This window comes from Herpetosiphon sp. (assembly GCF_003512625.1).
In the GTDB taxonomy this organism is placed as follows: domain Bacteria; phylum Chloroflexota; class Chloroflexia; order Chloroflexales; family Herpetosiphonaceae; genus Herpetosiphon; species Herpetosiphon aurantiacus.
The window spans coordinates 1-13,247 of record NZ_DOPT01000076.1 but is presented as its reverse complement, the minus strand read 5'-3'; the positions used below and the strand labels follow the sequence as shown (position 1 = coordinate 13,247).

Sequence of the window (13,247 nt, the reverse complement as noted above, 5' to 3'; positions counted from 1 at the left end):
TCCGTCCCGCCTCAAGGCGGGAAACGCCGGGGGCTTTAATCCCCCTGCACCCCCTAAAAAGGCAATTAATGGCTTGAAATAATTCAGTGATGAAATCTAAATCAAGGGTTTTGCAATAAGAGCGAAACCCTTGATTCATACGCTTAACTAGGCAGTGCCAAATAAGGCGCGACGGTAAACCGCCGCTAGTTCTCGCGCCAAGACATCGTAGCCAAAATTGCTGGCCACGCGTTCGCGGGCGGCTTGGCCCATCTGCAAACGCCGTGCTGGATCTTCGCCCAACTCTTGGATGGCTTGAACAAAGGCTTGGACATTATCCAATTCGCAGAGCAGCCCCGTTTCGCCATGATTAACCACTTCGGGCAGCGCTGAGGCGTTGGTGGTAATGACAGGCTTGCCACAAGCTCCCGCCTCGGCTGCAACAATTCCAAAGCCTTCAACTCGCGCCGGAAACAACAATACATCACAGGAACGATAGGCCGCAATCAAACCATCACGGTCGGGCGTGCCAATCCGCACCATCTGCGGATGCGGCGGCGCTGCCTGCACCCCTTGAAACGACTCGGTGTAATACAGCACATACTGCGGCCCCAGTTGATCCATAATTTTTGGCAGCAGATCAAAGCCTTTGCGCCGCGTGCGATTGCCAACAAACAGCAAACGAATCGGTGCGGGATGCTCAGGCAAATCGTTGGTGCGCTGAAAATCTGGGGCTGGGGTAAAAACTTCGGTATCAATCCCATCGTAAATCACGGTGGTCGGGCGGTCGCCGTAGGTCAGGCGGGTTTGCTCCTGCGTGTAACGGCTGACACAAATCACTTCATCAGCCAAGCGTACCGATAAGCCATCGTAGGTTTTTTCAACCAAGCGATAAAACAAGCGTTGTTGCGGTGAGCTATAGGGCTGAAGCAATGGGTCGGTCACGATGTGATGCACCGTCGTCACCAATGGCAAACCAGGTGCGCGTAACGCCCATGCGCAGCGTGAACGCGCCTGAACCAGATCATGGCCTTGCCACCAATTGCGGCCCAGCGCCAATTTCGCGGCCATCGGGGCAAAATTAAATAAGTGCGATAAACGGCGTAAACTTGGTTGATGGCCAGCTCGTTGCATCGAACGGGTGATATTTTGAATGCCAATATCAACGCCGCCCTTGCCGAGCGGCGAAATGTAGAGGGGCTTTAGCATAAATGTCTGCAACTTCCTCGTGCGGATTAGGGCTTAGGAATGGCAACCGAGGCGCGAATTGTTACTTCGTAGCGGATACCACTAGCATCAGTGCCGATATTGCGGGGATTTCCACCCACAAAGGTCATCAATGCCTCGTTGATTTTAGCAGTATTGCCAAATTCGGCAACTATTGCTTGGCGATATTGCTGTTTCAGTTGATTGGCAATCTCGGTATCGTTTGTGCCTTCAGCAACACTCACTACAATATTGCGCTCAACCCAGCGGGTGGTTGCCGCCTGTGGAATTGGCGTAACGCTGGTAGTAGTGCTTGAGTTGAACAAATTCAAAATCTTTTGATCCATGCCTGGAATGCCGAGCGCCAACAACACCCCGACAATTATAATTGTTAGTAGGGGAATCCATGGCCGAAAGCGCTTTTGCGGCTTGGCGGCTGGTTTAGGTTTGGCAGGCAAAGGCTGGCTTTTGGGCTTGGGTTTGGGCTTGGTGCTACTGGTTGGCGCAGCCTTTTGCGGTTGCGGAATCGCCCCAACGCTAGCGGCCATCGCTGGTTTTTGCGGTTTTTGCTCCAGAATCACCGTTGCTTGCGGTTGAGGCTTGGGCTTTGGTTTGGGTTTGTGCAATGATTCTAATGGCAAGGCGGCACGGAACGCTGCGGCACTTTTCCAACGCTTGCTAATTTCCATTTCCAAGGCTTTGCTGATAGCCTGCTCAGTGGCCGCCGAAACCTTGGGCGCAAGCTGGCGCACTGGTGGAAAGGAAAACGGCGCTTCATCACGTGGATCGCGGCCTGTTAATAAATGATGCAAAGTCGCGCCCAAGGCGTAAATATCCGATTGCGGCGTGGCTTGGCCTTGATATTGCTCAGGCGGCGAATAGCCAGGCGTACCAATTAACGTGCCGCGCTCGTTGGGCTGAAACAATTTGGCAATCCCAAAATCAACAACTTTAACATTGCCAGTTTTACGTTCGATCATAATATTGGATGGTTTGACATCGCGATAGATCAAACGCCGTTCGTGCAGATAATCAAGTACATTGGCAATTTGCTCGGCCCAGTGCAACACGGTTGGTTCATCGAATTGCTCGTTGGCTTGGTGACGCTGCAAATCTTCTAAATCGTCGCCCTCGACAAAATCCATCGCGAGGTAGTAGCGCCCACCATGCAAGAAATCGCCATACACATGGGGAATTTGCGGATGCTGCAATTCACGCAGAATCGAAGCTTCTTCTTTAAATCGTTCAATCGCTTCATCACGTTCGGCCTTATCGTTAAACCGATCGATCAATGATTTAAGCGCGTAGCGTTTACCACTTTGATCGGTAGCAGCATACACCGCGCCCATGCCGCCCTCTTTGATGGCACGGGTGATGCGATAGCGATTGTTCAAAACTATATTATTGCCACATTGTTGGCAGAATTTGGCATCATTGCGATTATCGGTGCCACAGATTGGACACAACGTTCGCTCGGTTGCTATACTCATATCTATGGTTCCTTAGGCTCAGCACCATTTCCTGCTGTATGCTACGCTATGCTATGAGCAACTGTTGCACAGTCTAACACAGAAGTTTCAATGATGGCAGCAATCCTCAATTAACAATCTATCTGTATTTATGGATAGGGTTGATAGATTTTCACAATCCTCATTTCAGCAAGATCACCACCCTTCCGTCCCGCCTCAAGGCGGGAAACGCAGGAGGTTTTCATCCCCCTGCACCCCCTAAAAGGTCGATTATGGAAGAAAATCATTGAATCGTTCTTCCATAGTGATACTTTTTAGGCAACTCTATAAGCCCAATTTTTATGGAGGTTGATGATGGCTTTATCGATTGATGCTATTTACGAGTATGCCGAGGCCTTGATTGCCCGTAAAACGCTTGATGGGGGCCAGATTGAGTTGCGCCAGATGCAGCGTTTATGTGAATTTTTGGCCGATCTAGCCCAGCAGGCCGATGATTCAGCCAATGCCCAACGCTTTGCTCATTTAGCGCAGGCTGTGAAAGGAGCTTAATCATGTTAACTATTGAGTTTATTCAACAACACTTGCGTCAAGCAATTGCCCAAGCGATTGAAGCCAAAAACCCAGCCGAATTGGCGCATTTGCAGCAAATGGCTGGTCTGTTGATGAAGCCTGCCCACTTGCATAACGACTCAGAAACCGAATATGCCTTGCGTTTGCTCGCAGCCAAAGCCGCCAATGCCCGCGAATCATTATTGAAAAAAGAGGATGATTAATGGAACTTGAACATGCAACAGCCTTGATCAATGGGCTTAATTTGCATTATGTACGAGCTGGTAGCGGGCCGTTGGTGGTGCTATTGCATGGCTTTCCCGAATTTTGGTATTCGTGGCGGCATCAAATTCCAGCTTTGGCCGAAACCCACACGGTCGTTGCACTCGATCAACGTGGCTACAACATCTCGGATAAGCCAGCGTTGTGGCAGCACTACACAATTGATCTATTAATTGATGATGTACGGGCGCTCATCGAGCATTTGGGCTTTGAGCGAGCGACAATTGTCGGCCACGATTGGGGCGCAGCCGTAGCGTGGATGTTTGCCATGCGCTATCATGGCTATCTTGAACGCTTGGTCATTATGAATGTGCCGCATCCGCTGCTCATGGCCAAAGGTCTTTTGACCAACCCGCGCCAAATGCTGCGTTCGTGGTATATGTTTGCCTTTCAAATACCCCATTTGCCTGAGTGGTCGGCCAAACGCAACAACTTTCAAGTGCTGACCAAAGCCTTAACTGGCGCGGTGCAACGGCCTGGGGTATTTAGCGCTGAAGATATTCAGGTCTATCATCAGGCTTGGGGCCGGCCCGGGGCATTACGAGCGATGATTAATTGGTATCGAGCCTATATCCGCCAAGGCTCGCGCTATCTCCGTCAATTATCGACCCATCATATTCATGTTCCAACGTTGTTAATTTGGGGCACTGCTGATACGGCACTGGGCCAAGAATTGACCTACGGCACTGAACGTTATGTGACCGATTTACGCATCCGCTACCTGAGCGATGTGAGCCATTGGGTACAACAAGAAGCGCCCAATGAGGTGAATGCTGTGTTGATCCCATTTGTACGGGGTGAGTGGTAGAACCATGGTGAAGCAGGGTAGACCAGATGTCTACCCTCCAAATAAGGCGCTAGTCATCCTGACGAACCTGTGAAGCCTTGCTATGATCTGCCTTGCGCAATTGGCCGATTATGAAAGGTGGTAGCTGCATGAGTTTTCTGCAACAATCTGATGCCGATGCTGTGCCAACTATCGCCCTAGGCCAACCAGCTACGCCTTGGCAATTGGCGCTCAATCAGTTTGTAACCTTGGTTGCCAATGAAAGTTTAGGTGGCGAAAGCCTGCCCCACTATTTTAAACCTTGGCTGACTCATCTGACCACTTGGCTGCTATTTATTCCCACCGATCCGAAAACATTGCTGCAAGGTTTTGTGCTCGGCCAAGCAGACCGCTATCAACTTTTAGCTCAAGCAACCCGTTTGGCCTGGCTGGAACAGTATTATTTCAGTGCTCCGCAGGCGCTTTTGGCTCCTCAACGCTTGGCTAAACCAACTGAATTTGGTTTACCGCTGCCTAGCACGAACGAACCTGTGTGGCTGATTCCTTTGCGAGCCTATGGTCGTTTGTGGGGCATTGTTGTGCTCGAAGTAGCCGAGGCTAGCCCACCCAGCGAACATCCGCTGTATGTCATGGTAGCGCAAGCAATTGCCAATCTCAGCCTGCATTTGGATGCTCGCTATGCCCGCGAATACGAGGTGCAAGCCTACCAGCGCATGCAGATGATGAGCGAATCGTCGCATATTTTGGCTCACACTGGCTTGAATTTGGATCGCATGCTCATGGCGTTGAGTAAGCATTTGTGCCAGCATTTTAGCGATGGCTGTATGATTCAAATCCTGAGTATGAGCCAACCCAGCCAGATTCAGCAAGAGATTTTTCATCATCAACAAACCGATTATCGTACCCAACTCTATCGAATGTCGGCAGAATGGGCTGATCAACTCGCACCTGATTCGTTACGCTATCAAGTGCTTATTTCTAATCAACCCTTAGCATTAAACATCTATGAGCATCAATTGCTACTTGAAGCAAGCGAATTTCAACCGCTATTAGGTGAATATAAATTACACAGTGTGCTAATGGTTGGTCTCTATTGGAACGAACATCCAGTTGGCATATTAAGTTTATTGCGTACTCACATCAATTTGCCATTTATGCAAGAAGATCTTGAGATTGCGCGTGATATTGGCACCCGTTTTGTTGAAGCACTCGAACAAACTCGTTTATATGCTGAGTTGCGTGAACAAGAGCAGGCATTAATGCTGATGGTTCGTCGTTTAGAAGAACAGGTTGAAGAACGCACAAATGAGTTATCAAATAAGAATGTACAGCTTAATCGTGAACTCGATCGGCGACGTAAAACCGAAGAGGCCTTAGTCGAGAGCCAAGCCTTATTGCGTAGTTTTTATGCTAGCACTCCCGTAATGATGGGGGTGGTTGAAATTACGCCTGAGGCTGATTTAGTCTTGCTGACTGCTAATACAATGACGGTTAAGCAATGGCAACTTGCAGCTAGCTATGCTGAAATGACGATGAGCCAGCTTGGAATACCTCAAGCAGATATTGATCGTTGGATTCAATATTTTCAACGTAGCCGAACGAAAGGTCAGCCAGAACGCTTTGACTATAACGATCCATTCGATTCGAACATTATCTATACTGCGACAATTGGCCCGGTTAACACCGCTTCACCAATCGGCCAACGTTTTTGTTTTGTGCTCGAAGATATCACCGCAAGTCGTAATCTTCAGCAATCGTTGGAAGAAAGTAAGCATCTTGTTGAGCAAATTAATGCTTCGATTCCCTGTATTGTCTATAAATATGATGTAAAGCTCAATCAAATAACCTATATTAATCGCTCATTAGAATCAATGCTTGGGTATGGGACAAACGAAATGCTCGAAATGCAAGAAATGGATTTACGTAGCTTAATTCATCCTGATGATTTGATCCAAATTGATGCTTATTTGCCAAGTTTATATACGTCCAAGCCAGGTACAATTATTCAAAATCGCTTTCGCATTAAGCATCGCGATGGCCAATGGCGCTGGATTATTGGCTATGATACCGTATTTCAAACTGATGAAACTGGGTATGCCAGCTCAATTCTATCGGCATTGCAAGATGTCAGCGAGCTCTATTCGCATCGTGAACAATTGCAAGCATCATTGGAAGAAAAAATGGTGCTCTTGCAAGAAATTCATCATCGAGTCAAGAACAATTTGCAAATTGTTTCAAGCTTGCTCAATTTACAAGCTCGCCAAATTAGCGATCCAAATACCCGCGATCGTTTTCTCGAAAGCCAAAGCCGCATTCATGCAATGGCATTAGTCCATGAACAATTGTATCGTTCATCAGATTTACGGTATATCGATTTAGCCGAATATATCAAACACCTTGTGCAATTTTTCCGCCGTTCGCATACGAATCGCCCAACACTTTCAATTAATATCCAGATTGAGCCAGTCAATCTGAATACTGATACAACGATTCAGCTAGGATTAATTATCAATGAACTTCTGACGAATAGTTTCAAACATGCCTTTGTCGCCCAAGAGACCGGCCTGATTTGGTTGAAGGGCAGCTATGATCAGCAGTTTGTAGAGCTAGAAATTGGCGATGACGGCATTGGGATGCCAACTGATCGTCAACCATCCAACTCGATGGGGCTTGAATTAGTGCATGCCCTGATTCGCCAACTTGGTGCCTCGATTCAGCAGCTTTCAACGGATGGCACTGTGTTTAAGTTAACAATTCCACGTAAATAAAGGACCAGCATATGAGTAAAGCAAGCATTGTCATTGTTGAAGATGAAGTAATTGTGGCCTTGGATATGGCGCAAGCACTCAAGGCGGCGGGCTATAACGTGATTGGCAGTTTTAGTTGCGGTGAGGCCGCGCTCGAATTTATTGCCGAACAATGCCCCGATTTGATCGTGATGGACATTCACTTGCAAGGCCAACTTGATGGCATCAGCACTGCCGAACAGATTCAAAAACGTTATGGCTTGCCGATTATTTATCTTACCGCCTACTCTGACTCGGAAACCTTGAGTCGCGCCAAGGCAACCGAACCGTATGCCTACTTGGTCAAACCATTTGAAGATCGTGATTTGCTGAGTGCCATCGAAATGGGTTTGTATCGCCATCGCGTGGATCAGCGCTTGCGGCGCATGGAACGTTTATATTCAAGCACCTTAAACAGCGTTGATGATGCAATTATTACAACAGATATCTATGGCTTGATTAAATTTGCCAATCCGACCGCCAGTAGCTTGTTAAATCGACCGAATGATGCATTAATTGGCCAATTTATAGGCGATGTAGTTCAGCTCCTTGATCGCGAAACCAAAATAACCTATCAATTTGATTTGCCCTATTTAATCCAACAAGCTAATCATCATATGTTATTACCACGCCAGATTCTGGTGAACGATCAAGCTAAATTTGTGGTTGCGCCAAGTATTTCGCAAATTCGCGAAGAAGATGAAGCGATTGCTGGAATTGTCTTAGTGCTGCGTGATATGCGCGATCTTGATGCAGCTGAGGAGCATATTCGCCATCAAGCCTTGCACGATGCCCTAACTGGCTTGGCCAATCGGAATGTTTTTATCAATCGTTTGCAATATATTCTTGATCATTATCATTTACACCATCATCATGCCGTACTATTTATCGATCTTGATCGATTCAAGATTATCAATGATAGTTTAGGCCATATTGTTGGCGACAAATTATTAATTCAAGTTGGTCAACGCTTAGAGCGTTGTATTCGCTCCCATGATTTAGTAGCACGGCTGGGCGGCGATGAATTTACCATTTTGCTTGATGGCGTTAATGATATCCATGATGTTCTACGAGTTACCGATCGTTTATTAAGTGTGGTTGCCGAGCCATATCATATTGATGGCTATAAAGTGTTTACCGCAGCCAGCATTGGAATTGTGGTGATTGACGATCATTACAAGCATTATCACGAAGTGTTGCGCGATGTGGATAGCGCGATGTATCGGGCTAAATCGCAAGGTCGTGGTTGTCGCGCCGTCTTTGACGAAGAGATGCATGTTGAGGCCTTGCGTACATTGCAACTTGAGGTCGAATTACGCCGCGCAGTTGAGCGTGACGAATTGTGCTTGCACTATCAGCCAATTATCAAACTAGCCACGGGCGAGTTATCGGGCTTTGAGGCGTTGTTGCGTTGGAATCACCCAACTCAAGGCGTGATTGGCCCAGCCTCGTTTTTTGCCATTGCCGAAGAAACTGGGATTTTAGCCCAAATTGGCTGGAAGTTGTTACGCGAATCGTGCCAACAAATTTGTGCTTGGCAAAACGAATTTCAGTTTCATCCACCCTTGGAATTGAGCGTTAATTTTACCCATCGCCAATTTTTCCAAGCCAATCTGATTCAGCAAGTTCAAAGCATTTTAGCTGAAACTGGCATGCCTGCACGGCATTTGTGCGCCGAAATTACAGAAGGCGTGATGATGCAAAGTAATCGTGCGGTCGAAGTGATGCACGAATTGCATGATTTGGGCGTGCAAGTGCATATCGATGATTTTGGCACTGGTTATGCCTCGCTCAGTTTGTTGCATAGTGCCCCAATCGATGTTTTAAAGATTGATCGGACGTTTATTCAGCCCGAAAGCGGAGCCAGCAAGCACTCAATCGCCCAGTTAATTAGCTTGATGGCACGATCGTTGGGTTGTGCCGTGGTCGCTGAGGGCGTGGAAGATGCCCAAACTGCCCAGATGTTGATCGAAATGGGTTGCGATTTTGGTCAAGGCTGGTGGTATTCCAAAGCATTACCACCAGAAGAGGCGCGGGTATTAATTCGCAACTTTGCCCAAGGCACAGTAATGGTCCCGGTTCCACTGAATGCCAAAGTTGCTCACTAGGGAGACTTGCAGTATCAACCCTTCTCCCACTTGGTGGGAGAAGGGCGTTCGATCGAGTGATTGCCCGTTGGAAATGGGCATGCGAAAGAGAAAAAGCTATTCCAATAATTATGATTGGGCAATTAAATCCATTTCAGTCGCCATTGGGTTATCGCTAGCCTCTTCATGCAGCGAATTATCCTTGGTTTCCTTGAGCAAGACCATCCCAACCACAAAGGTCAACAAAGCGATGGCAATTGGAAACCATAGGCCAGCATAGATATTGCCGGTACTACTAACCACTGCTGTGGCGATAAAGGGCAACCAACCGCCAAAGTAGCCGTTGCCAACATGATAGGGCAGTGAAACCGAGGTATAGCGAATTTTGGCAGGAAACGATTCCACCAAAAAGGCCGCAATCGGGCCATACACCATACAAACACACAACACCAACCCAAAAATGATCAAGGTGAGTAGAACGGTGTTAGGATTGTTGGCGACCGCAGGCGTGATAACCTTTCCAGCTTCATCGAGAACCGCCGGAGTAATTGGACCAGCCGCCGCTTTCAGGGCCATAAAGGCGGGATAAATCGCAATTGCACCGATTAAATTGCCTGCCATCATCACCGTTTTGCGCCCCCATTTATCTGAAAGCGCTCCCATGACGACGAAAAACGGCATGCCTAAGAACAAAGCAATCGCCACGATTGTATCAACGGTGTTAGCTGGCACTTTGGCTTGGGTTTTGAGCCACGAGTTCACGTAAAATTGAGCGGTATACCAGATTACTGCTTGACCCGCAGCGGCTCCAAACAACACCGTCAAAATCACTTTCCAATTGCGCCGATTGCCAAAACTATCTTTAAGCGGAGCTTTCGAGGTTTTGCCTGCATGTTTGAGTTTGGTAAACAACGGCGATTCACTCATCTTCGAGCGAATGTAGACTGAAACACCCACCAAGACAATTGAGAGCAAGAAGGGAATCCGCCAGCCCCAGCTATCAAAGGCTGCCTTGCTCATCGAGGTTCGTACAATCAAAATTACCAGCAACGAGATAAATAAGCCAAGCGTGGCGGTAATTTGAATAAAACTGGTGTAAAAACCGCGCTTATGGTCGGGAACATGTTCAGCGACATAGACCGCCGCACCGCCATATTCACCACCAAGCGCCAAACCTTGGATGATCCGAATAATCACCAAAATGATCGGGGCGAGGATGCCAATTGAGGCATAGGTGGGCAAAATCCCAATGACCGTGGTTGCGCCGCCCATGATCAGCAACGTGACCAAAAAGGCATATTTGCGCCCAACAATATCGCCAATGCGCCCAAACACCAGTGCCCCGAACGGTCGCGCCGCAAAGCCCGCCCCAAAGGTGGCAAAGGTTTCCAGCAAGGCCGCCGTTTCGTTGCCCGACTGATAGAAATTTGTCGCAATGACCGCAGCAAGACTGCCAAAAATGTAGAAATCGTACCATTCAATCATGGTACCCAAAGCCGATGCAATGATGACCTTCCAAATTGTGGATTGCGAGACAACGGTGGAATGCTGTGATGGCATGGGTGTGTTTGACATCGTGTTGCTCCTTCATTGCAACAACAAATTCAACCCAAATTGTGTGTGCCCTAGACAGCGAACATTCGATGGGGAGATTAACGGGGATATCCTTCCAAGCGAAAATCCATACACCTCCTCGATTAACGGAAGCCAGATTGGGGATGTTTGGCATAACAGCTTGGTTTTTGAATGCTCTGCGCGGAGCAATTCAGCAAGGTTGGGCATCAGGTATGGAGTGTGAAGGATGGGTGGTTGATGCAGAAGTTAAATTTCACTTAAAGCCGTTATGTCGGCGCTACAATAGCACTAGAGTATCGATATGTCAAGTTACTAGTGCTGCTGGTGGGCAACCTTAATCTCTCATCTCTCGGCGTAGGTTTAGGGTTCGATCATGCCACGGCGAATTGCATACTTAACCAGATCGGTGCGATCATGCAAATCAAGCTTTTCCATAATATTGGTGCGATGGCTTTGCACAGTTTTTACGCTAATGACTAATTGGGCGGCAATTTGACGATTGGTCAAGCCCTCAGCAACCAATTTCAAAACCTCTAATTCGCGATCAGTGAGATCGGCTAGCTTGACGGTATCGCTATCACCCAACTGGTTGAGTTTGGCAATCAAAGCGGGGTCGAGGTATGAATCGCCACGTTGCACAGCGCGGATCGCTGAAACTAGCTCGGTCGCAGCAGCACGTTTGAGCACATAGCCAGTTGCGCCAGCTCGCAAAGCTTCCTTGAGATATTCCTCGCCTTCGTGCATACTCAAAAAAATCACTTTGGTTTCGGGCGAGCGACTACGAATCTCGCGGGCGGCGGCCAAGCCATTCATGCCAGGCATCGCAATATCCAACACTGCTAAATCGGGATGCAGGGCATCAGCCAGATCAACCGCCTCTGTTCCATCGTTGGCAGTGCCAATCACCCGAAAATCGGGCTGAGCTTCCAAAACCATGCGCACACCATCACGCATCACAGCGTGGTCATCGGCCAATAAAATTGTTATTTCGGCAATTGCCATAGCACAATCCTTTAGGCGGCGCTGGCTTGGGTTGCTGGCTCCAAGGGAACTGTGATCGTTAATTCAGTGCCAATGCTAGGTGCACTATCGATCGCCATCGTTCCACCGAGAAGATTGACCCGCTCATACATCCCAAACATGCCAACTCCACGGCCATCACGTTCAGGGTTAATTGTATTGGGGTCAAAGCCAACGCCATTATCTTCAACCCGCGCTCGTACAATTTTGGGATTAGTTAGGTCGATATCGACCTCGACATACGAGGCTTGGGCATGTTTCACAATATTGCTAAATGCTTCTTGCAGCATGCGATAGAGCGCGGTTTCGACGGCTGATGGGAGGCGGCGCTCCTCGCCACGAACTTGCACATCAACCCGAATTCCGCGATGGGCTAAACGTTCGGCGGCTTGAGCACGCACGGCGGCGGCCAAACCAAGGTCATCAAGCTGCGATGGACGTAAATCGGCGATGATCGTGCGCACGCCTTCGAGGGTCGTACCAGCCAAATCGCGCAAGCCAATCAGCCGTTCGCGCACCGCTTGGGCTTGGGGATTTTGCGCGGCAGTTTCAGCATAGATCACCAAGGTTGCCAAGGCTTGCGCCGTATCGTCGTGCAATTCACGGGCGATCCGCCGCCGTTCTTCTTCTTGCGCGTTGATCACTTGCTGGGTTAGGCGCTCGGTCAAGGCGCGTGAACGCTCGATGGCGCGAGTGTCATCCTCAACTTGGTCAAGCATTGCATTGAAAGCTTGCGAAAGTTGGGCAATTTGGGTATCGCCAGCACTGGGCTGGGGCACACGCACGCTCAAATCGCCGTCGGTCACGCGCTCGGCGGCAATTTGCAGATTGGTGAGCGGGCGTAGTGCTACGCGCAAAACTGCATAATTGACTGCAACACTCAGCACAACCCCGATCAACGAAAAAACAACCGTTAAGGTCAAGCCTTCGGTCGTTGCTAAGCGGCGTGTGATCGCCGTGCCAGCGATTGCGCCCAAACAAACTATTGCACTATTGCCGATTAAAATCTGGTAAATCAGTGGTATCCGTCGCATAGCAGTATTGTATCATCAACCATCAATCTTATGAACCAAGATTGAGCCATAGTTTTTAGCCGATTAGAACCAGTAGAACGACCCCAAGCCCCGCCACACAGCCAACTAAGACCAAGCCATAGGCCAAACGCGCAACATGCCAAGGCATCCAGCTAAAGCGCAAGCCCAGCATATCGCCAAGGCTCCGGCGATAGCGATGATGGTGGTTTGGGGTTGATCGAACCGCCAAACCATAGGTCGCGATTAATCCGGCAACGCAGCTATGGACAATGGTTTGCAACAGCAAGGCCCATGAAAATGGCTGCCACAGCAGATTAACCAGCGCAGCAATGCCAATTAGCCCAGCCATAAGCCACAAACTTGCAATAAAACGGATTTTTGTGCGGAGCACAGCATCCTCGCAATGCTAAAACAAAATACGGACGTAGAGTGTTCTACGTCCGTATCGTCTGGCGGGCCCGAGGGGATTCGAA

11 protein-coding genes are annotated in these 13,247 nt (G+C 48.6%); 5 read left to right on the top strand and 6 right to left on the bottom strand.

The features are described from left to right. Positions 1-147: 147 nt before the first annotated feature. Positions 148-1,188 carry a glycosyltransferase family 4 protein gene (locus DEF47_RS16295; protein WP_012188546.1) on the bottom strand — a complete coding sequence of 347 codons (1,041 nt, stop codon included), beginning with the start codon at positions 1,186-1,188 and terminating at the stop codon, positions 148-150. A 26-nt stretch (positions 1,189-1,214) separates the two neighbouring features. After that, positions 1,215-2,675, bottom strand: a complete 1,461-nt coding sequence (locus DEF47_RS16290; RefSeq protein WP_012188545.1) for a serine/threonine-protein kinase — start codon at positions 2,673-2,675, stop codon at positions 1,215-1,217. A gap of 333 nt (positions 2,676-3,008) precedes the next feature. Here DEF47_RS16290 and DEF47_RS16285 point away from each other — a divergent pair, with 333 nt between their 5' ends. The 5 genes from DEF47_RS16285 to DEF47_RS16265 all read left to right on the top strand — a co-directional run bounded on the left by DEF47_RS16285 (position 3,009) and on the right by DEF47_RS16265 (position 9,166). Then, positions 3,009-3,203: a hypothetical protein gene (locus DEF47_RS16285; RefSeq protein ID WP_012188544.1), complete on the top strand. Its 195-nt coding sequence runs from the start codon at positions 3,009-3,011 to the stop codon at positions 3,201-3,203. 2 nt (positions 3,204-3,205) lie between these two features. Beyond that, a complete protein-coding gene (locus DEF47_RS16280) occupies positions 3,206-3,427 on the top strand; it encodes a hypothetical protein (protein ID WP_012188543.1) in 222 nt (73 codons plus the stop codon). Beyond that, positions 3,427-4,293, top strand: coding sequence for an alpha/beta fold hydrolase (locus DEF47_RS16275; protein WP_012188542.1), 867 nt, complete (start codon positions 3,427-3,429; stop codon positions 4,291-4,293). Before DEF47_RS16280 ends, DEF47_RS16275 begins: the two co-directional genes overlap by 1 nt. Before the next feature lie 128 nt (positions 4,294-4,421). Next, the gene (locus tag DEF47_RS16270) at positions 4,422-7,040 is read left to right on the top strand and encodes a histidine kinase dimerization/phosphoacceptor domain -containing protein (protein WP_012188541.1); all 2,619 of its coding nucleotides are present in this window, start codon (positions 4,422-4,424) and stop codon (positions 7,038-7,040) included. A gap of 11 nt (positions 7,041-7,051) precedes the next feature. Beyond that, positions 7,052-9,166, top strand: coding sequence for a two-component system response regulator (locus tag DEF47_RS16265; protein WP_012188540.1), 2,115 nt, complete (start codon positions 7,052-7,054; stop codon positions 9,164-9,166). Between the two features lie 108 nt (positions 9,167-9,274). Here the strand turns inward: DEF47_RS16265 and DEF47_RS16260 are convergent, their stop codons facing one another. From DEF47_RS16260 to DEF47_RS16245, 4 genes are all read right to left on the bottom strand, one after another. After that, positions 9,275-10,720, bottom strand: a complete 1,446-nt coding sequence (locus tag DEF47_RS16260; protein WP_012188539.1) for an MFS transporter — start codon at positions 10,718-10,720, stop codon at positions 9,275-9,277. 360 nt (positions 10,721-11,080) lie between these two features. Then, positions 11,081-11,722, bottom strand: a complete 642-nt coding sequence (locus DEF47_RS16255) for a response regulator (protein ID WP_012188538.1) — start codon at positions 11,720-11,722, stop codon at positions 11,081-11,083. An 11-nt stretch (positions 11,723-11,733) separates the two neighbouring features. Beyond that, positions 11,734-12,774, bottom strand: a complete 1,041-nt coding sequence (locus tag DEF47_RS16250; protein ID WP_012188537.1) for a sensor histidine kinase — start codon at positions 12,772-12,774, stop codon at positions 11,734-11,736. Between the two features lie 55 nt (positions 12,775-12,829). After that, on the bottom strand, positions 12,830-13,165 hold the full coding sequence (locus DEF47_RS16245; RefSeq protein ID WP_041304076.1) for a hypothetical protein: 336 nt from the start codon (positions 13,163-13,165) through the stop codon (positions 12,830-12,832). Between the last annotated feature and the right edge of the window lie 82 nt (positions 13,166-13,247).

Coding starts and splice junctions, on each gene's coding strand:
- DEF47_RS16250 (WP_012188537.1), bottom strand. CDS start 12,774: ATGCGACGGATACCACTGATTTACCAGATTTTAATCGGCAATAGTGCA.
- DEF47_RS16280 (WP_012188543.1), top strand. CDS start 3,206: ATGTTAACTATTGAGTTTATTCAACAACACTTGCGTCAAGCAATTGCC.
- DEF47_RS16275 (WP_012188542.1), top strand. CDS start 3,427: ATGGAACTTGAACATGCAACAGCCTTGATCAATGGGCTTAATTTGCAT.
- DEF47_RS16265 (WP_012188540.1), top strand. CDS start 7,052: ATGAGTAAAGCAAGCATTGTCATTGTTGAAGATGAAGTAATTGTGGCC.
- DEF47_RS16285 (WP_012188544.1), top strand. CDS start 3,009: ATGGCTTTATCGATTGATGCTATTTACGAGTATGCCGAGGCCTTGATT.
- DEF47_RS16255 (WP_012188538.1), bottom strand. CDS start 11,722: ATGGCAATTGCCGAAATAACAATTTTATTGGCCGATGACCACGCTGTG.
- DEF47_RS16260 (WP_012188539.1), bottom strand. CDS start 10,720: ATGTCAAACACACCCATGCCATCACAGCATTCCACCGTTGTCTCGCAA.
- DEF47_RS16290 (WP_012188545.1), bottom strand. CDS start 2,675: ATGAGTATAGCAACCGAGCGAACGTTGTGTCCAATCTGTGGCACCGAT.
- DEF47_RS16270 (WP_012188541.1), top strand. CDS start 4,422: ATGAGTTTTCTGCAACAATCTGATGCCGATGCTGTGCCAACTATCGCC.
- DEF47_RS16295 (WP_012188546.1), bottom strand. CDS start 1,188: ATGCTAAAGCCCCTCTACATTTCGCCGCTCGGCAAGGGCGGCGTTGAT.